Raw genomic sequence first — 19,605 nt, forward strand, 5'->3', positions numbered from 1 at the left:
TCGCCGGCCGAATTCATTCCGCTGGCCGAGGAAAGCGGCATGATCGTGCAGATCACCCGCTGGGTGATCGACCATGCCGCCAAGCAGGTGCGCGATTGGCGCAACCGGGGCATCGAGCCGCGCCGGGTTTTCATCAATGTGTCTGGCCAGCAATTCGTGCGCGACGACCTGCCCGGCTATTTCCGCAACCTGGCCGCGGCCGAGCCCGAACTGACGCCCTATCTGGGGATCGAGATCACCGAACAGGCGGCAATCCAGAATATGAGCGAAACCGTGCGCGCCATCCGCGAACTGGCCGAGGTGGGCATCGACGCGGCATTGGACGATTTCGGCACCGGCTATTCGTCGCTGAGCTATATCCAGCAATTACCGATCCGCAAGATCAAGCTGGACCGCGCCTTCATCACCGACCTGCCGCATAACGAAAAGGATGTGGCCCTGGTGCGCGCCATGGTGGGTATGGCCAGCGGTCTTGAATTGCCGGTGGTGGCCGAGGGTGTGGAAACCGAAGCGCAGCGCGAATTCCTGCGGGCCGCCGGTTGCAGCGAATTGCAGGGCTACCTGATCAGCAAGCCGATCGGGCCCGAGGAAATGGCGGAAATGCTGCGCAATAGCGACCGCCGCAAGCATTAAACGCCCCCCGGCCAAGCGGCTGTTTTTCCCCTTGCCCTGCCCTATATTGACGGCAGGAAGCCGTTTGAGGATGCCATGAGCGATAGCCCGAAGCTGCACGACGCACAGGAATTGTTCTTCACCCGCGCCGGGTTGGACCGCGCCCGGGTGGAAGGCCTGGTGGGCGATGCGCTGCATGGCGCCGATGATGGCGAATTGTTTCTCGAATACAGCCAGTCGGAAATGCTCAGCTTCGACGATGGCCGGCTGAAATCGGCCAGCTTCGATACCAGCCAGGGCTTCGGCCTGCGTGCCGTATCGGGCGAGCAGACCGGCTATGCCCATGCTTCCGAATTGAGCGAAGCCGCGATCCGCCGCGCCGCCGATACCGTGCGTGCGGTGCGCGCCGGCCATGGCGGCGACATGGCGCTGCCGCCGCTTGCCACCAACCGTCATCTCTATGGCGACGACAACCCGCTTTCCGAAATCGGGTTCGACCGCAAGGTGAAGCTGCTGCAGGATATCGATGCCTATGCCCGCGCCAAGGATAGCCGTGTGCGCCAGGTCAGCGCTTCGCTGGCCGGTTCCTGGCAGGCGGTGATGATCCTGCGCGCCGATGGCACCCTGGTGCAGGATATCCGCCCGCTGGTTCGACTGAATGTTTCGGTGGTGGCCGGCCAAGGCGACCGGCAGGAAAGCGGCAGCCGCGGTGCCGGCGGCCGCCTCGGCTTCACCAAATATTTCGATCCCAACCATTGGCAGTCGGAAGTGGACGAAGCCCTGCGCATGGCGCTGGTCAATCTTGAATCCGTGCCTGCCCCGGCCGGCGAAATGCCGGTGGTGCTGGGCCCCGGCTGGCCTGGCATCCTGCTGCACGAAGCTATCGGCCATGGCCTGGAAGGCGATTTCAATCGCAAGAAGACATCGGTTTTCGCCGGTATGCTGGGCCAGCGCGTAGCGGCGCCGGGCGTGACCGTGGTGGACGATGGCACGCTGGATCAGCGCCGGGGCTCGCTTACCGTGGATGATGAAGGCACACCGACGGAAAACACCGTGCTGATCGAGAATGGCATCCTCAAGGGCTATATGCAGGATCGCCTGAATGCCCGCCTGATGGGCATGCGCCCCACCGGCAATGGCCGCCGCGAAAGCTTTGCCCATAGTCCGATGCCGCGCATGACCAACACCTACATGCTGGCCGGCGACCGTGATCCGGGCGAAATCCTCGCCGGTGTGGATAAGGGCATCTATGCGGTGAATTTCGGTGGCGGCCAGGTGGACATCACCTCGGGTAAATTCGTGTTCTCCTGCACCGAGGCCTATCTGATCGAACGCGGCCGGATCGGAGCACCGATCAAGGGCGCCACCCTGATCGGGGCCGGCGCCGATGTGTTGACCAAGATCCGCGCCGTGGGCAACGATCTGAAGCTGGACGAAGGCATCGGCACCTGCGGCAAGAGCGGCCAGGGCGTGCCGGTCGGCGTGGGCCAGCCTACCCTGCTGATCGAAGGCCTGACCGTAGGCGGCACCGCCGCCTGAATTCTGTCGCCTGAGTTCAGTGCCCTGAGTTCAGTGGCCTGACAAAATTAACGATCTTTGCTATAAGATCGGCTAATCCAGTTTCGGGAGACCCCGCCAATGCCGATGATTGCCAACAAGATCGTCAGTCACGATCCGGTCTGGAGCCGCATCCGGCTGGAGGCCGCCGAAGCGGTGGCGAACGAACCCCTGCTTGCCAGCCTGGTGCATTCCGCCGTGCTGCATCACAAGCGGCTGGAGGATGCACTGAGCTATCAATTGGCCAATCGCCTGGCCAACGACGATCTTTCGCCGTTGGTGATGCGCGAGGTGATCAACGAGGCGCTGTCCGCCGATCCCGATATCGGCAATGCGGTGCGCGCCGACCTTGTGGCGGTGAATGAACGCGACCCGGCCTGCCGCTCCTATCTGAAGCCCCTGCTGTTCTTCAAGGGCTTCCTGGCCATCCAGGGCCATCGCGTGGCGCATTGGCTATGGCATCAGGGTCGCGAGACAATGGCCTTCCTGCTGCAAAGCCGCGTATCGGAGGTTTTCCAGGTGGATATCCATCCGGCCACCAAATTCGGCCGCGGCATCCTGATCGACCATGGCACCGGCGTGGTGATCGGCGAAACCGCCGTGATCGAGGATGATGTGTCGATGCTGCAGAATGTCACGCTTGGCGGCACCGGCAAGGAAACCGGCGACCGGCATCCGAAGATCCGGCGCGGCGTGCTGATCGGCGCCGGCGCGAATATCCTGGGCAATATCGAGATCGGCGAAGGTGCCAAGATCGGCGCCGGCAGCGTGGTGCTGATCCCGGTGCCGGCGCATTGCACGGCGGCCGGCGTGCCGGCCAAGATCGTTGGCGATTGCGAATGCGAACAACCGGCGCGAGAGATGAATCACGCATTACCGCATGAGGCTGAATAGTCTCTACGCCGTTTTGCTGCTGGCATTGCTGCTGCCCTGCATGGCGGCGGCGCAAAGCCTGCGTGGTGCGCTGGACTGGTTGCCGCGCGGCAGCCTTAACCTGCATGACCTGACCACCCGGCCTGCCGAAACGCTTTCCGGCGGCGAAGCCCAGAGCTTTTACAGCGAATTCGGACGCCTGGCTTTCCGCAGCCCGGATATCCTGGGCGGCAATGCGCGCAAGGCAGGGCTATCCTGCCAGGCCTGCCATGCCAATGGCCATGTCAGCAGCGGTTTTTTCATTCCCGGCCTGTCGAAGCAACCTGGCGAGGTGGATCTGAGCAACGCGCTGTGGCATGCGCGCGCGGAAAATCATCGCTTCGACCCGCAAAAGATTCCATCCCTGCGCGGTGTGCTGGCCAGGCCGCGCTTCGGCTTCGATCAACGCAGCGGCAGTTTGCGCGAATTCACCCGCGAAGTGATCGTGATGGAATTTGCCGGCGCTGAGCCGGATGCCCTGCTGCTGGATGCACTGGTGGCCTATATGCGCCTGCTGCAACCAACCGACATGCCCGATAGCGCCATAACGCTGCGGAGCGAACTGGCCGAACTGGCGCGCTTCAGCCGCCTGCTGATCCTGCCTTTGGCGGAAGAAGATGCCGCGCTATCCGCACGCATCACCGGCATGCTGCGCGGCCAGATCGGCTTCATGCATGAGCGTTTCGACCAAGCCGGCCCACGCACCATACTGGAGCAATGGAGCCTGAACCTGCGCGATATCGCCACCCTGGCAGAGGCCGGCGAATGGACCGAGGCGCGCCGCCGCCGCGCTGCATTGACGGCTGCACTGCTGGCGCCGCCGCAGATGCTGCTGGAAGCGGAAAACGCCTCGCTTTACGCCCCCGACAGACTCGCCGCCTGGCTCAAGCGGCGCTAGCCGTCAGCATCCGCATATCCTGCCCCGTCGGCGCCTGGAAAACCCGCAGGCCGAATTCCGGCAGGATAGCGAAGAGATGGTCGAAGATATCCGACTGGATGCGCTCGTAATCCGCCCAAGCCACGGTATTGGTGAAACAATAGAGTTCCAGCGGCAGGCCTTCCGGTCCCGGCGGCAATTGGCGCACCATCAGCGTCATGTCTTTATGCAGGCCGGGATGCTGTTGCAGATAGGCATCCACATAAACCCGGAACGTGCCGATATTGGTGAGGCGGCGGGTATTGGCGGCAAAACGCCCCTTCTCGCCGAGGCTGCTGTTCCATCGCTGCAATTCCTGACTCTTGCCATGCAGATAGGTTTCCAGCAGGCCGATATGGCTCAGCCGCTCGATATCCTCCGCGTCCAGAAAACGGATACTGGTCTGATCCAGATTGATCGCGCGCTTGATGCGGCGCCCGCCGGATTCCGTCATGCCGCGCCAGTTCTTGAACGGCTCGGTCACCAGCTTGCGGATCGGCAGGGTGGTGACGGTCTTATCCCAATTCTGCACCTTCACGGTATGCAGCGCGATTTCGATCACATCGCCATCGGCATTCTGGCCGGGCATCTCGATCCAATCGCCCACCCGCACCATGTCGGTGGAGGAAATCTGGATGCCCGCCACCAATGACAGCAGGGTATCCTGGAACACCAATATCAGCACCGCCGCCATCGCACCCAGACCAGACAGCAGGATCACCGGCGAACGGTCGATCAAGGTGGCGATCATCAGCAAGGCCGCCACCACATAGATGGCGATCTTCACGATCTGGATATAGCTCTTGATCGGCTTCTGCCGCGCTTCCGGCCGGCGGTGATACAGCGTATCGACGATATTCAGCACAGCGGCTATGGCCATCGCCAGCGAAAGAATGATGAAGGCATTGGCCACATTCTTCACAACCGTGGCCAAAATCACCGGCAGGCCCGGCACCAGGCCGATACCGGCAGACAGCACCAATGCCGGTGCGATATTCGCCAAACGCTCGATCACGCCATATTGGCGCAGTTCGGCATCGCGGCCATAGGCAGTACGGCCCAGCAGGCGGTTCAAGCCACGCAGCAGCAGCGCCTTCAGCACGAAATTCACCAGCCATGCAGCCAGTACAAGGATGCCCAGCGCCAGCAGGGTCTGTGCCCAGGGATGCTTGGCTATATCGAGCGATAAAAAGGTATTGAGCTGATCCATCGCAGCCTCCGCCCTCACATGGTTTTTTGCGGGCTGCGCGTAATGCAGGCAGATATTGCTGCACAGGCTGAAACGGCCTGGAAAACACGATGGCAAGCCCCGACCCACTAGATATGGGGATCGGGGCTGCCAATTTCAATAGGTAGTTGGCTCAATAGGTAGATGGCTGGTCAAGAAGCAGTTAGTAGGCCAGTTCAGTGAAGATCGGATCCACCGAACGGTTCCAGCGGCCATGATACAGCGCCAGCAATTCCTCGGCAGGGGTGATGCCGCTTTCCACGATCTGCACCAGCGGCGAGAGGAAATGGGTTTCATCCTCGCCGGCCGGCGAAATCCGCTTGCGCGCCCGCAGGCCCGATTGCGCGATCTCGATCATCGCCTTGGCAACCGGCCGCAAATCGCCACCGCGGAAAGGCGTGGCCAGGCCGTATTTCGGCGTTTCCACGCGCAGGCGTGCACGCTCTTCATGAGTCCAGTCCTTGCACAGATCCCAAGCCGCATCCTGCGCGCCGGCATCGTAAAGCAGGCCGGTCCACAAGGCCGGCAGCGCACAAAGCCGGCCCCAGGGGCCGCCATCCGCGCCGCGCATTTCCAGATAGCGCTTCAGCCGCACTTCGGGAAACAGCGTGGTGATATGATCCGCCCAATCGCGCAAGGTGGGCAACTGGCCGGGATAGGCTGGCAGCTTGCCGGCCAGGAAATCGCGGAAGCTCTGGCCCGAGGCATCGATATATTTGCCGTCGCGATAGACGAAATACATCGGCACATCCAGCGCATGCTGAACATAGCGCTCGAACCCCATGCCATCCTCGAACACGAAAGGCAGCATGCCCGAACGGTCGGGATCGGTATCGGTCCAGATATGGCTGCGGAAGCTGAGGAAGCCGTTGGGTTTGCCCTCGGTGAAGGGCGAAGAGGCGAATAACGCGGTGGCTAGCGGCTGCAGCGCCAGGCCGATGCGGAATTTCTGCACCATATCGGCTTCGGAGGCGAAATCGAGATTCACCTGCACGGTGCAGGTGCGAAACATCATATCAAGACCGAGATTGCCCTTCTTGGGCATATACGCACTCATGATGCCATAGCGGCCCTTGGGCATCACCGGAATATCCTGGCGGCGCCATTTCGGCTGCATACCCAGGCCGGCCATGGCGATGCCCATCTCCTGCCCCACCTGACGCACCTGCTTGAGATGGGTGCCCACTTCGATACAGGTCTGGTGGATGGTTTCCAGCGGCGCGCCAGACAATTCGAACTGCCCGCCCGGTTCCAGCGTGATCGACTGGTTGTCCATGGTGAGGGCGATCACCTTGCCGCCTTCGGTAACCGGCTGCCAGCCGAAACGCTGCAATTCATTCAGCAGGCGCTGAATGCCATAAGGCCCCTCATAGGGCAGCGGGCGGAAATCGTCGATGGTATAGGCCAGTTTCTCGTGTTCGGTACCGATCCGCCATTCAGCGGCGGGCTTGCAGCCCTGGGCCATGTAATCCACCAACTGCGCGATGTCGGTGATAGGGGTGTCGGGCGCTTGCGCGGGTCCAGACATTGGGGCCTCGTTTGGATAATCTTCAAACACATAAACCGCCGGTCTGGACCAAATTCCGGGCCCACCCCCCAGCCAGTCCACGGCATATGGAGCAGTAAATCGCAGATGTCTAGGGTCTGGAGCCTAGAGTCCGGCAATGACTGGCGGATGACAGGACCGGCGAAGATTGCTAAGCCATCGGGCATGAAGGGCGAGATCAAAACGGTAACCAGCGCCAGCAACCCGGCCATCAAGCTGGTGCGGGCACTGGAGGACAAGAAGCACAGGCGCGAAACCGGGCTGTTCCTGGCCGAGGGCCTGCGCACCGCCCTGGCCGCCGCCGAACAGGGCCGGTTGCCGAAAACCCTGATCTACAGCGATGAACTGGCCGAGCATGGCAAGCTGAAACCGTTTCTGGCCCGCTGCCTGAATGCCGGCGTTGAATGCATCATGGCCGGCCGTCAGGCGATGGAAAAGATCAGCCGACGCGACAACCCGCAGGGTGTGATCGGCGTGTATGAAGCGCGGCTGACCGCGCTGGATGACATCCCGGCGCAAACCGGCGATTGCGTGATCGGCCTGCAGATGGTGCGCGATCCCGGCAATCTGGGCACCATCCTGCGCACCGCCGATGCGGTGGGCGCCGCCGGCATCGTGCTGATCGACGATTGCTGCGACCCCTTCTCGATCGAAGCCGTGCGCGCTTCGATGGGTTCGATCTTCGCGGTCAGGCTGGGCAAGTCCGGCTTCGCCGAATTCGAGGCTTTGTGCCGCAAGCGCAATGGCCAGATGGTGGGCACTTCGCTGCGCGCCTCGCAGGATTACCGCAAACCGGATTACACCAAGGCGCCGACATTCCTGCTGATGGGCAACGAACAGGCCGGCCTGCCGGAAGCCTATGAAAATGCCTGCGATGCGCGGGTGCGGATTCCCATGCGCGGGACGGCGGATTCGCTGAATCTGGCAGTGGCGACCGCCATCCTGCTCTACGAGATCAATCGCAAAAGCCTATGAACGCGACCAGCGCGCATGCAGCGCGGTAGCGATCAAACGCCGGCCGGATTCCTCGCGCAAAGCCAGTTCGCCGCATTCTATGCGCCCGCCCCGGGTCTCGTGCCTGGGCATATGCTCGGCCATCAAGGATTGCAATGAGAGCGGCGAAAGCCGCGCCGCGTAAGCCGTAAGGATGCAGAACATGGCGTTGTCGGATAACAGCGCGCCGCATTCGGCAAGCAAAGCCGGCAAGCCCTCGAACACCTTCCATACTTCGCCCTTGGGGCCACGGCCGAATTTCGGCGGATCGAGGATGATGCCCTCGTAGCGCGCGCCGCGCCGCAATTCACGGGCGACGAATTTGCGCGCGTCATCCACGATCCAGCGGATCGGCGCATCGTTCATGCCGGCCAGTTCCTGATTCTCGCGGGCATAGCCGATGGCCTTCTTGGAGGCATCGACATGGGTGACCTTGGCGCCAGCCTTGGCAGCCGCCAGCGAGATCACGCCGGTATAGCCGAAGAGGTTCAGGATACGCGGCGGCTCGCCCCCCTGTTTGACGCGGCCGGCCACGGCCTGCATCACCCAGTCCCATTGCGTGCATTGCTCAGGGAAAAAGCCGAGATGGCGGAACGGCGTGAAGCGGCCATGGAAACGCAGGTCGCGCCAGGCCACCTTCCAGGTTTCCGGCAATTCGCGGCGGAAGCGCCAGTTGCCGGCATCCTCCTCGCTTTTTTCGTTGGGTCCGAAGCTGGCATCGGCGCGATCCCATTCGCTCTCCGGCAGCTTGGGCGACCACATCGCCTGCGGTTCGGGACGAATTACGCGGATACGGCCCAATTGCTCCAGCCGGCGGCCATGGCCGCTATCCAGCAGGCGATAATCCGGCCACGCCCCCTCGCCGGCGCTCCCCAGCATATCGGGGGCGATCAGCACATCGGGGGCCGGCAGATGGTCGGGAAACAATTTTGGCGGCGTCATGACCGCCTGTGTCCCACACTCAGGCGGGGGGGTGCAATACCTGGGAGAGCGTGCGATAGAGCGCGGCAAGATCCACCGGCTTGGTCAGCACATCCTGCATGCCGGCGGCGCGGAAGGCGGCCAGGCGTTCGGGCTGCTCCTCGGCGGTGATACCGATGATCGGCACCGCATTGGCCGGCCCAGGCAAAGCCCGGATCGCCCGGGTAGCCTCCATGCCATCCATCACCGGCATATGCAGATCCATCAACACGGCATCGAAATACCGGCCATGTTCGCTGATTTCCTGCACAGCCGCCTTGCCATCGGCCACCACGCGCACTTCGGCGCCGCCGGCGCGCAGCAGCATGGTCAATACCAACTGGCTGGTCTTGCTGTCTTCCGCCAGCAGAACATGGCGATGGCGCAACAGAGCAACGCTGCTTGCCGACGGCATGCCAGCCGCATCGCCGGTTTGATCCGATAGATTGGCAATCTGGCTACGCAGCAAAGCCAGCCGTTCATGCATACGGTCGGTCGCCACCAGGGCACGATCGAGCAAGTCCAGGGCATTGTCGGGCGGCAGAGGCTGGTTGAGCAATTCGAGAGCCGCGAAGACCGGCACCATGCTGCGCCGCGCCTCGCCATCGATGGCGGCGATAAGATTGCGCAATTGCGGTTGGTACGGCTTGCCCAAGGATGCCCTGCTCTACGCAATCGCCCACGCTCCCTGCCGATACGTGGGTATGATGCGATTAGAATATCGGATCGCTTCAGACTGCTGAAAAAGCGCCGCACGGCATAGTTATTTTTCGCTAATGAAGCGATAAAGCTAAGCTTGGCGCAACCACACAGCGGTATCGTGAAACGCCGCCCCGCCATTGGGCGGTGCCGGGTCGGCGCCGATCAGCAGATTGATGCCGATGCCTTCCACGAAGGCGCTGTTCGGCCACAGACTTTCCACGATCACCACGCCGCGCTGCACGCCGTTGAAAACCCGCGCATGGATGGCCAGGTCGCCGCGTTTGTTGCCCATGCGCAGCAAGGCGCCATCGGCAACGCCGAGCGCTGCGGCATCCTCGGAGTGCAGCATCACGCTCGGCCTGGCCTCGCGGCCGGCCGATGTGGGGGTTTCGGTGAAGCTCGTATTCAGGAAATTGCGGGCCGGCGCGGTCACCAGCCGGAAAGGATGTTCGGCATCGGCGGCCTCGATCAGGTCCACATGATCGGGCAGGCGCGGCAGGCGCTGATGATCCGGCCCCATTGCCGACCAATCCGGCGAGAAATGGAAACGACCATCGGCATGGCCGAAAAACCCATCCAGAAAATGGCTACGGCGGAAATCCGGCTGGCAATCATGCCAATGCTCGGTTTCCAGGGTTTCAAAACCGGGATAGCGCGAAGCCGCCAATGTGCGATCCACAATTTCGCGCGCGGAGAGCTGAAAGCCTTCATGCTCTGCGCCGAGGCGTTTGGCCAATTCGCAGATCACGTAATGGTTTTCCCGCGCCTCGCCAGGCGCTTCCACCAGCTTGGGGCCGAGCAGGATATGCTGCTGGCCGCCGGCCTGATAGATGTCGTCATGCTCGGTGAACATGGTGGCGGGCAGCACGATATCGGCCATCTTGGCCGTATCGGTCATGAATTGCTCATGCACGCAGACGAACAGATCGTCGCGCGCAAAGCCGCGATGCACCTTGGCCAATTCCGGCGCCACCGCCATGGGATTGGTATTCTGGATCAGCAAAGCCGTAACCGGCGGGCCATGCTTCAGTGCCTCGGCCTCGCCCACCAGCACCGGGCCGATGCGCGATTGATCAAGATCGCGCACAGTTGGATCGCGCAGGTCCAGTCCTTCGATCAGCGCCTTGTTCCAATGGAAAATCGCGCCGTTGTTATGAAACGCGCCGCCGCCCTCGTATTGCCAAGCACCGGTTACGGAGGCAATACAGGTGGCGGCATGCATGTTCGGCGCGCCATTGCGGCTGCGCGAGAATCCATAGCCCAGCCGGATGTAATGCCGTTTGCGCTCGCCCAGCAGGCGGGCGAAGGCCACGATCTCATCCACGCCTAGCCCGGTAATGGCTGCGGCCCAGGCCGGATCGCGGCTTTGCAGGTGGCGCTCGAGTTCGTCGGGCACATCGGTATAGCGTGCCATGTAATCGCGGTCGGCGAAGCCTTCCTTGAACAACACATGCATCACGCCGCAGGCCAGCGCGCCATCGGTGCCAGGCCGCAGCATCAGATGCATGTCTGCCTGTTCGGCGGTGGCATTGCGATAGGGATCGATCACCACCAACTTGGCGCCGCGCTCCTTGCGCGCGCGGATGGCATGGGTCATCACATTCACCTGGGTATGCACCGCATTGGTACCCCAGATCACCACGCAATCGCTTTTTGCCATTTCGCGCGGATCCGGCCCGGAAAGATGCCCGGTGGCGGCGATATAGCCGGCGCGCGCCAACGTGACGCAAATGGTGGAATGCTGGCCCGAATAGCGTTTGGCATGGCGCAGGCGGTTGATGCCGTCGCGCTGCACCAGGCCCATTGTGCCGGCATAGAAATACGGCCATACGGTTTCGGCGCCGTAGCGCGCCTCGGCGGCCAGCAAGGCCTCTGCCGTGCGGTCCAGCGCCTCCGCCCAACCGATCTCGGCAAACTGCCCGGAGCCTTTAGGCCCCGTGCGCAACAGCGGCTTGAGTAGACGATCGGCGTGGTTGGCCCGCTCGGCATAGCGCGCCACCTTGGCGCAGATCACCCCGGCCGTGTAGCTGTTGCCCGCCGCACCGCGCACCCGGCCGATCTTGCCATCCTGCAGATCGATCTCCAGCGCGCAGGTGGAGGGGCAATCATGCGGGCAGGCGGAATGGCCGATCTTATGCCGTTCTGCCTTCTGTTTCGGGGCTATGGCGTTCATCGCAGGTCGGCATTCATCGCAATCGTTTCGGGCTCAGCACAGCTTCCGTGATGCCGAGATCCTGGATATCGGCGGGCAGAGCCTGACCGCGCACCAGCGCACCGGCCACCCGGCTCATTGCTCCCGAAGTCTGGATACCATATCCGCCCTGGGCTGCCAGCCAGAAAAAACCGGGCTGGTCGGCATCGAAGCCGGCCACGATGCTGCGATCGGCCACGAAAGACCGCAAACCCGCCCATTTCGCCGCCGGGCGGCGCACCGTAAGGGTGGTCAGGGTTTCAAAAGCTTCGGCGGCCAGTGCGATATCCATTTCATCGGGCTGGGCATCGCAAGGCTCGGAGGGGATTTCATCGCAGGGCGAAATCAACAGCCGCCCGGCATCGGGTTTGAAATACACCGCCTCATCGGCTTCGAACACCATCGGCCAATGCTGGAAATCGCAATTGGGCACATCAATGGTGAAGGCCGTGCGGCGCTTGGGTTCCAGCCCGATCGGCTTGGCGCCGGCCAAACCGCCGATCACATCGGCCCAGGCACCCGCGGCATTCACCACGATGCCGGCAGTGAATTCGCCGGCCGTGGTGGCAACGATCCAATCGGCACCATCGCGCTGCAGGGCCGTCACCTCGGCGTCGTTCACCAGCTTGCTGCCAGCACGGGCGGCAGCACGCAGAAAACCCCGATGCAACGCATGCACATCGATATCCATGCCCTCGGGCTCGTCCATCGCGCCGCCGGCAACCTGCTCGGGCCGCAGCACCGGAACGCGCTCCAGCACCTCGGATGCCGGAATGCGGCGCACGCTGGCCACCAGCTTGCGCATTTCTTCATACGTGGCATCGAGCTGCGCGGATTTTTCCGCCGCGCCCACCATCATCACGCCGCGCGGCGTGAGGATCGGCACATCCGCAAAGCCCTCGGGCGGGCTCATCAGGAAATCCCGGCTGGCAACCGTCAGCGCGCGGATCGGCGCATTGCCATAGGTTTCCGAAAACAGCGCCGCCGAACGGCCGGTGGTGTGATAGCCGGGCTGGCTTTCGCGTTCGAGCAACAGGCAGGAACCATGCTGCGCCAGGGCATAAGCCGCGCCCGCGCCCGCAATGCCGGCTCCCACGATCACGAAATCGAAACGCTCGCGCATACCACTTCACTCCGATGGTCAATTGTTCGATCAACCGCAAAGCCGGAGTATAGCGAAAAGCGCTGTCTGCTTCAGCTATTTGAGCAGCTCAAAAGGCAGGCAGGGCGGCGTCAATTCTCAGGCAGCGGGATGAAATCCACCTCACCCGGCACCTTGCCGAAACGGCCGTCGCGCCAATCGGCCTTGGCCTGCTCCATGCGCGCCTTGTCGGAGGCGACAAAGTTCCACCACATGAGACGGTCGCCATCCAGCGGCGCTCCGCCCAACAGCATGATGCGGGCATCGGTTTCCGCACGCAGACTTACCTTCGCCCCTTCATGCAGCACCGCCAACGTACCGGATTCGATACGCGTGCCTTCGATATCAATCGCGCCGCTGGCCACGCAGATGGCGCGCTCGGCATATTCATCGGTCATATCCAGGCTGGCACCCGCCGGCAGATCGGCATCCACGTAAAACATCGGCGCGAACCATTCCTCTGGCGCGATCCGGCCATAGGCCTTGCCCGCCACCAAGCGCAGGCGCGCGCCATTCTGCTGCCATTCCGGCAGGCTGTTGCCGGGATGATGGCGGAAAGCCGGATCGATCTCGGCCAGATGCTGCGGCAGCGCCAGCCAGGCCTGCACGCCATGCATGGTCTGGCCCGTGGCCTGCACTTCCGGCCGCACGCGTTCGGAATGCACGATGCCCTTGCCGGCCACCATCCAATTCACATCGCCGGGCCGGATCGGCTGCACGAAACCCAGGCTGTCGCGATGCAGGATTTCGCCGTCGAACAGATAGGTGATGGTGGCCAAGCCGATATGCGGATGCGGCCGCACATTCATGCCCGGACCCGGCGGCATATCCACGGGGCCGAAATGATCCAGGAACACGAAGGGGCCGACATGGCGGCGTTTCATGTAAGGCAGCAGGCGGCGCACCACCAGATTGCCGATATCATGGCCGCGCGGCGCAATGATCAGGTCGATGGCTTGGGTCATGCTGTTGATCTCCCGCGTCCCATGGTGAGCAATACCAGCGGCGATAGCACACCCACTGCCGCCAGGCTGATAAAGGCTGCCGTCCAGGCTCCCGATTGCTCCGGCCCACCTGCCCAATCGAGGGTGAGGCCGAAAACCACCGGGCCAAGGAAGGCGCCGAAAAATCCGATGGTGGAATGCACCGCCATGGTGGCGCCGCGCCGTTCCGGATCGGCCGAGGCGACCGCGCCTGCGGTAAGTGCGCCGGAATCCGCCATCACCATGAACATATAGACGATCAACAACAAGGCCAAGGCCATGGTGGGCCAGGTCCAGGTGAAGCCGGTCAATGCCGCCAGCACGGCCGTGATGATCACCACCAGTATGATCGAGCGCACCCGCCCCATGCGCATGGCAAGCTCGTTGCCGAGGATCGAGCCGGGCACGCCGATCAGCACCACGATCATCGCCACCATGGTGGGGCGCCACAGGCTTTCCGCGCCGGCCGCCGCGCGGGCATCGAGATAAGCCACGATCCACGAGCGCAGGGTAAACAATTCCCAACAATGCAGGCCATACCCCAGCACGTAGCGCATAGCGCCCATATTGCGAAAGACCGGTCGGAAATCCAGCACCGCTTTCAACGGCAAGGGCGCCGCACGCTGGCCCGCATCGCGTTTCGGTGCCCAGAACCAGATCAGCGCGAAACCGATCAGGCTGGACAGGCCGGCCAGGATGAAAACCAGCGCCCATGGCGCAAGGCTGCCGATTTCGCCCGCCACCAGAAACGACGCGGCGCTGCCGATGCCGAAGGTGGAGGTGTAGAAAGAGACCGAACGCGATTGCAGCGGGCCACGCACATGATCGGTGAGCAGCACCAGACCCGGCATATACGTGCCAGCCAGCGCCGCACCGCTGATGAAGCGAAACGCCGCCGCACTGAGGAAGCCCTCCGCCGCCCAGGCAAAGCCCAGATTGCCGACGACCGACAAAGCCAGGCCGATCAGCATCACCCGGCGCGGATCGCCCCGATCGGTGAAAGCCACCAGAAACGGTACGGCCAGGGTGTAACCGCCGAAAAACAGCCCGTTGATCCAGCCCGCCTCGGCGGCGCTCAGAGTCCAGGCGGCGGTAAGGTTCGGCTGCAAAGCCGGAAAGGCCGAAAAACCCGCCATCGACAGCACCTCGGCCGTGCAAAGCAGCCATAACAGGCGGCGTTGGAAGGTGGTATCGGCGGGTGGCGAGCTTGTCATTCCAGTAACTTGACGGCCGGGGCCGCGGTTTTGCAACCCTTCGGCGGGTTTTTGCCGCAGCGCAATATTCTCCCTTGACCCTGCGGGGTTTACCTGTCATACCCTCGCCCATCGCAGGCCAATCGGGCCGCGACTATAGGCCGCCAGGCCGCGTGAACGATCCCGCCCCACCGTCGTGTTCTCACACACTGTCGTGTTTCGTGGATCGTACTGCCGGCAGCCCTACCAGTCTCCCATCACGACCCAGTTCACGCGGGGCGTTTCCACACCCCGCCGCCCAACCGCTTCGGAGCATCCGAACCGGTTTGCACGGCTTTATACGCAAGGATTCCCTTTGTCCTCTTTCAACGAACTCGGCCTCGCTGCTCCGATTCTGCAGGCGCTGGCCTCTGGCCCCTATAACACCCCCACCCCGATTCAGGCCCAGGCCATCCCGCACGTGATGCAGGGCCGCGATCTGCTGGGCATCGCCCAGACCGGCACCGGCAAGACCGCGGCCTTCGCGCTGCCGATCCTGCATCGCCTGGCGCAGCCCGATGCCAATGGCAAGCGCCCGCGCGCCCAGCAGCGCGGTTGCCGCGCCCTGGTGCTGAGCCCCACCCGCGAACTGGCCAGCCAAATCGCCGAGCGTTTCCGGTTCTACGGCCACAAGCTGGGCGTGAGCGTTGCCATCGTGTTTGGCGGCGTGTCGCCTGGCCCGCAGATCAAGCAGATGCTGCAGGGCGTGGACATTCTGGTGGCCACCCCCGGCCGCCTGCTGGACCACACCAACAGCCGCAACATCCGCCTCGACCAGACCGAAATCGTGGTGCTGGACGAAGCCGACCAGATGTTCGACATGGGCTTCATCCAGCCGCTGCGCCGCATCGTGGCGCAATTGCCGGCACGGCGCCAAAGCCTGTTCTTCTCGGCAACCTTCCCCGACGATATCGCCAAGCTGGCCGGCGGCATGCTGCGCGATCCGGTGCGCGTGGCCGTTACCCCGGTGGCCGCCACTGCCGACCGCGTTGAGCAGCGCGTGATCCATGTGGATGCCAATGCCAAGCGCACCTTGCTGGGCGAATTGCTGAAGGATGAGAGCATCCATCGCACGCTGATCTTCACCCGCACCAAGCGCGGCGCCGACAAGGTGAGCCGCCATCTGGAGCAGCTGGGCGTGCCGTCTTCCGCCATTCATGGCAACAAGTCGCAAAGCCAGCGTGAACGGGCATTGTCTGCCTTCCGCGAAGGCAAACTGCGGGCTCTGGTCGCCACCGATATCGCTGCGCGCGGCATCGACATCCCCGATGTCAGCCATGTGATCAATTTCGAGCTGCCGAACCTGCCGGAATCCTACGTGCACCGTATCGGTCGCACCGCCCGCGCCGGCCGCGCCGGCATCGCCATCGCCTTCTGCGATCATGAAGAGCGCGCGTATCTGCGGGATATCGAACGCCTGATCCGGCAGAAGATTCCCGCCGAGGATCGTCGTGGCACCATCAAGGTGGCTGCGGAAACCGCCGGTTCTGCCCAGCCGCATGGCCGCGGCGAACAGGCTCGCGGCGAGCATGCCCGTGGTGAGCAAGGCCGTGGCGAGCATCGCCAAGGTCGGGGTCGGGGCCATGGCGAGCGCCAGGGTCACGGTGAGCGCCAAGGTCACGGCCAGGATCAGCGCCGCTCCAACGATCAGGGCTATCGCGGCAAACCCGCCGGCAATGCCCAGCAGGGCGAAAACCGCCGCGCCGAGGGACATCGCGCTGAGGGACATCGCGCCGAGGGCGGCTATAAGGGCAAGAGCCAGAATCATGCTGGTGGCGCGGCCGGCCAGCATCAGGGCGGCAAGCCGAATGGCCAGCATCGTCCGCATCGCAGTGGCGGCCAGGGTCATGGTGGCGGGCGCAGCGAGGGCCAGCATAACGGCGGCCAGCGTAACGCCGGTCAGCGCAGTGGTGGCCAGCGCAACGGTGGCCAACATAGCGGCGGCCAGCGTAGCGGTGGCCGGCAGGCTGCACGCGGCTGATATCCGCTTCCATCAATAAAAAACGGGGCCCTGCCGCAAAGTAGGGCCCCGTTGCTTTTCGCCCAGCGCCTAAACGCTGAATATCTTGCCCGGATTCATCAGATTGTCGGGGTCCAGCGCCTTCTTGATGGCGCGCATCACACTCACCGCCTCGCCATGTTCGGCCACAAGATATTTCATCTTGCCGCTGCCGACGCCATGCTCGCCGGTGCAGGTGCCCTCCATCGCCAGCGCGCGCTGCACCAGCCGGGCATTGATGCGTTCCGACTCCGCCACCTCCGCCGGATTGCCGCGATCCACCACAAAGGCGAGGTGGAAATTGCCATCGCCCACATGGCCCACCAACGGCGCGATCAGGAAACTATCCTTGAGGTCTGCCTTGGTTTCCAGGATGCATTCGGCCAGCCGCGAGATCGGCACACACACATCCGTGGCCCAGATTTCGCAACCCGAGCGCAACGCCTTGGCGGCATAGGCCGCATCATGGCGCGCTTGCCACAGCTTGGCGCGTTCTTCCGGTTTCACGGTCCATTGAAAATCCGCGCCGCCATGTTCGGCAGCGATGGCCTGCACCATCTCGGCCTGTTCCTTCACCCCGGCTTCGGTGCCGTGGAATTCCAGGAACAGCGTGTTGCAAACCCGATAATCCAGCTTGGAATATTTGTTGATGGCATCGAGCTGCACATCATCGAGCAACTCGATTCGCGCCACCGGGATGCCGGACTGGATGGTGGCGATGACAGTGCGCACCGCGCCTTCCAGACTATCGAACCCGCAAACCGCCGACGACATCGCCTCGGGAATGCCATACAGCCGCAGCGTGATTTCGGTGACGATGCCCAGCGTGCCTTCCGAGCCGACGAAGAGCCGCGTAAGATCGTAGCCGGCGGCGGATTTCTTCGCGCGCTTGGAGGTGCGGATCACCCGGCCATCGGATAACACCACGGTGAGCGCCAATACATTCTCGCGCATCGTGCCATAACGCACTGCATTGGTGCCGCTGGCGCGGGTGGAAACCATGCCGCCGATCGAGGCATTGGCGCCAGGATCGATGGGAAAGAACAGGCCGGTATCGCGCAATTGCTCGTTCAGCGCTTTGCGCGTGATGCCGGGCTGCACCACCACATCCAGATCTTCCACATTCACCTTGAGCAGGGCATTCATCCGCATCATGTCGATGCACAGGCCGCCCTGCGGCGCGGTGACATGGCCTTCCAGCGACGTACCGGCGCCGAAGGGGATCATCGGCATGCCATGGGCGGCGCAGATCTTCACCACCTCTGCCACTTCGTCGGTGCTTTCCACGAAAGCCACCGCATCGGGCGGAAAGGCCGGGGCCCAGCTTTCGTCATGGCCATGCTGTTCGCGTACTGCCGTGGCCGTGCTCAGGCGATCGCCCAGGAGTTGCTTCAAGGCGGCAATCGCAGCTTCGGTGGCGGTAGCGCTCAGGCGTGGCGTGGCGGCGATGGCAGCCATGGCGGGTTCCTCCCTGGTTTCATCGAGTCGTACTCTCCCAGCAGCCATGGCGCAATGGTGTGCGAATCGGCTATGTAGACGCCATGTCCGATCCCTTCGATCTTGCCGGCTTCGAGCCCGAACCGGAACCGCCGGTGCCGGCGGCCGATACCGCTCCGCCCAACGTCCAGGCCCCCTGGCTCGCCGGGCTGAATACGGCGCAATACCAAGCTGCCACCCATCTGCAAGGCCCGTTGCTGGTGTTGGCCGGCGCCGGCACGGGCAAAACCCGCGTGCTGGTCACCCGGCTCGCCAATATCCTGTATCAGCGCCTGGCCTGGCCGAGCCAGATCCTGGCCGTCACCTTCACCAACAAGGCGGCGCGCGAAATGCGCGAGCGCGTGGAGCAGCTTGTCGGGCCGGCTGCGGAAGGGCTTTGGCTGGGCACCTTCCATGGTATCGCCAACCGCATCCTCAAGCGCCATGCCGAGGCCGTGGGGCTGAAGCCGAATTTCACCATCCTGGATCAGGATGATCAGATCCGCCTGATCAAGCAGGTGATGCAGGCCGAGGGCGTGGATGAGAAGCAGATCGAGCCGCGCAGCCTGGCGGCACAATTCGACCGCTGGAAGGACAAGGGCTATGGCAGCGGCAGCGCCACCGCCTTACCGAAATCGGAGAGCGGCTTCGCCGAAGGGCGCGGCGGTGGGCTGTTCGAGCTGTATAACCAGCGCCTGCTGCAACTGAATGCCTGCGATTTCGGCGATCTGCTGTTGCATAACCTGACCATCTTCCGCACCCAGCCCGAGGTGCTGAAGAAATACCAGCGGCAATTCCGCTATATCATGGTGGACGAATATCAGGATTCGAATGTCAGCCAGTATCTGTGGCTGCGGTTGCTGGCGCAGGAGTACAAAAATCTCTGCTGCGTGGGCGACGACGACCAGTCGATCTATGGCTGGCGCGGCGCCGAGGTGGGCAACATCCTGCGCTTCGAAAAGGATTTCGAGAATGCCCATATCGTGCGCCTGGAGCGCAATTACCGCTCTACGCCGCATATCCTGGCCGCCGCTTCGGGCCTGATCGCCAACAATACCGGCCGCCTTGGCAAAACGCTGTGGACCGACACCGCCGAGGGCGACAAGGTGATCGTGCAGGGCGTGTGGGACGGCGACGAGGAAGCCCGCATGGTGGGC

Annotated in this window: 16 protein-coding genes; 7 read left to right on the plus strand and 9 right to left on the minus strand. The window is 63.2% G+C overall.

Features of this window, described 5'->3' with window-relative positions; all coding sequences use genetic code 11:
* From KF827_RS18290 to KF827_RS18305, 4 genes are all read left to right on the plus strand, one after another.
* Positions 1–633: EAL domain-containing protein (locus KF827_RS18290; protein ID WP_291008599.1), on the plus strand; the 633-nt coding region annotated here is incomplete at its 5' end.
* A 75-nt stretch (positions 634–708) separates the two neighbouring features.
* On the plus strand, positions 709–2,151 hold the full coding sequence (gene tldD, locus KF827_RS18295; RefSeq protein ID WP_291008602.1) for a metalloprotease TldD: 1,443 nt from the start codon (positions 709–711) through the stop codon (positions 2,149–2,151).
* A gap of 99 nt (positions 2,152–2,250) precedes the next feature.
* Positions 2,251–3,063 (plus strand): serine O-acetyltransferase, encoded by an 813-nt coding sequence (cysE, locus tag KF827_RS18300; RefSeq protein WP_291008605.1) that lies wholly within the window; start codon positions 2,251–2,253, stop codon positions 3,061–3,063.
* Complete coding sequence (locus KF827_RS18305) at positions 3,050–3,979, plus strand: hypothetical protein (protein WP_291008608.1); 930 nt, start codon at positions 3,050–3,052, stop codon at positions 3,977–3,979. The genes cysE and KF827_RS18305 overlap by 14 nt, the downstream gene beginning before the upstream one ends.
* Here KF827_RS18305 and KF827_RS18310 read toward each other — a convergent pair.
* Together KF827_RS18310 and KF827_RS18315 are read right to left on the minus strand one after the other, a co-directional pair.
* Positions 3,966–5,207 (minus strand): mechanosensitive ion channel family protein, encoded by a 1,242-nt coding sequence (locus KF827_RS18310; RefSeq protein WP_291008611.1) that lies wholly within the window; start codon positions 5,205–5,207, stop codon positions 3,966–3,968. The genes KF827_RS18305 and KF827_RS18310 overlap by 14 nt on opposite strands.
* 181 nt (positions 5,208–5,388) lie before the next feature.
* Complete coding sequence (locus KF827_RS18315; RefSeq protein ID WP_291008616.1) at positions 5,389–6,753, minus strand: glutamate--cysteine ligase; 1,365 nt, start codon at positions 6,751–6,753, stop codon at positions 5,389–5,391.
* Positions 6,754–6,900: 147 nt separating this feature from the next.
* Between KF827_RS18315 and KF827_RS18320 the strand changes: the two genes are divergently transcribed.
* Positions 6,901–7,746, plus strand: a complete 846-nt coding sequence (locus KF827_RS18320) for an RNA methyltransferase (RefSeq protein ID WP_291008619.1) — start codon at positions 6,901–6,903, stop codon at positions 7,744–7,746.
* Here KF827_RS18320 and KF827_RS18325 read toward each other — a convergent pair.
* The 6 genes from KF827_RS18325 to KF827_RS18350 all read right to left on the minus strand — a co-directional run bounded on the left by KF827_RS18325 (position 7,741) and on the right by KF827_RS18350 (position 14,955).
* Positions 7,741–8,706: a class I SAM-dependent methyltransferase gene (locus tag KF827_RS18325; RefSeq protein ID WP_291008623.1), complete on the minus strand. Its 966-nt coding sequence runs from the start codon at positions 8,704–8,706 to the stop codon at positions 7,741–7,743. The two genes, KF827_RS18320 and KF827_RS18325, sit on opposite strands and share 6 nt — an antisense overlap.
* A gap of 19 nt (positions 8,707–8,725) precedes the next feature.
* Positions 8,726–9,379, minus strand: coding sequence for a response regulator (locus KF827_RS18330; RefSeq protein WP_291008626.1), 654 nt, complete (start codon positions 9,377–9,379; stop codon positions 8,726–8,728).
* Between the two features lie 135 nt (positions 9,380–9,514).
* Positions 9,515–11,599 (minus strand): molybdopterin oxidoreductase family protein, encoded by a 2,085-nt coding sequence (locus KF827_RS18335; protein WP_291008629.1) that lies wholly within the window; start codon positions 11,597–11,599, stop codon positions 9,515–9,517.
* A gap of 13 nt (positions 11,600–11,612) precedes the next feature.
* Positions 11,613–12,740, minus strand: a complete 1,128-nt coding sequence (locus tag KF827_RS18340; protein ID WP_291008632.1) for an FAD-binding oxidoreductase — start codon at positions 12,738–12,740, stop codon at positions 11,613–11,615.
* A gap of 110 nt (positions 12,741–12,850) precedes the next feature.
* Positions 12,851–13,723, minus strand: a complete 873-nt coding sequence (locus KF827_RS18345; RefSeq protein WP_291008635.1) for a pirin family protein — start codon at positions 13,721–13,723, stop codon at positions 12,851–12,853.
* Positions 13,720–14,955, minus strand: coding sequence for a nitrate/nitrite transporter (locus KF827_RS18350; RefSeq protein ID WP_291008638.1), 1,236 nt, complete (start codon positions 14,953–14,955; stop codon positions 13,720–13,722). Before KF827_RS18350 ends, KF827_RS18345 begins: the two co-directional genes overlap by 4 nt.
* A 334-nt stretch (positions 14,956–15,289) precedes the next feature.
* Here KF827_RS18350 and KF827_RS18355 point away from each other — a divergent pair, with 334 nt between their 5' ends.
* Positions 15,290–16,954, plus strand: a complete 1,665-nt coding sequence (locus tag KF827_RS18355; protein ID WP_291008641.1) for a DEAD/DEAH box helicase — start codon at positions 15,290–15,292, stop codon at positions 16,952–16,954.
* Positions 16,955–17,023: 69 nt separating this feature from the next.
* On the opposite strand, the gene KF827_RS18360 is transcribed toward KF827_RS18355, so the two are convergent.
* Positions 17,024–18,430 carry an FAD-linked oxidase C-terminal domain-containing protein gene (locus tag KF827_RS18360; protein WP_291008644.1) on the minus strand — a complete coding sequence of 469 codons (1,407 nt, stop codon included), beginning with the start codon at positions 18,428–18,430 and terminating at the stop codon, positions 17,024–17,026.
* An 83-nt stretch (positions 18,431–18,513) separates the two neighbouring features.
* Between KF827_RS18360 and KF827_RS18365 the strand changes: the two genes are divergently transcribed.
* Positions 18,514–19,605, plus strand: a 1,092-nt coding sequence (locus KF827_RS18365; protein ID WP_291008647.1) for an ATP-dependent helicase, incomplete at its 3' end; no start/stop codon positions are given.

Origin of the sequence: Ferrovibrio sp. (assembly GCF_019636075.1) — a bacterium.
In the GTDB taxonomy this organism is placed as follows: domain Bacteria; phylum Pseudomonadota; class Alphaproteobacteria; order Ferrovibrionales; family Ferrovibrionaceae; genus Ferrovibrio.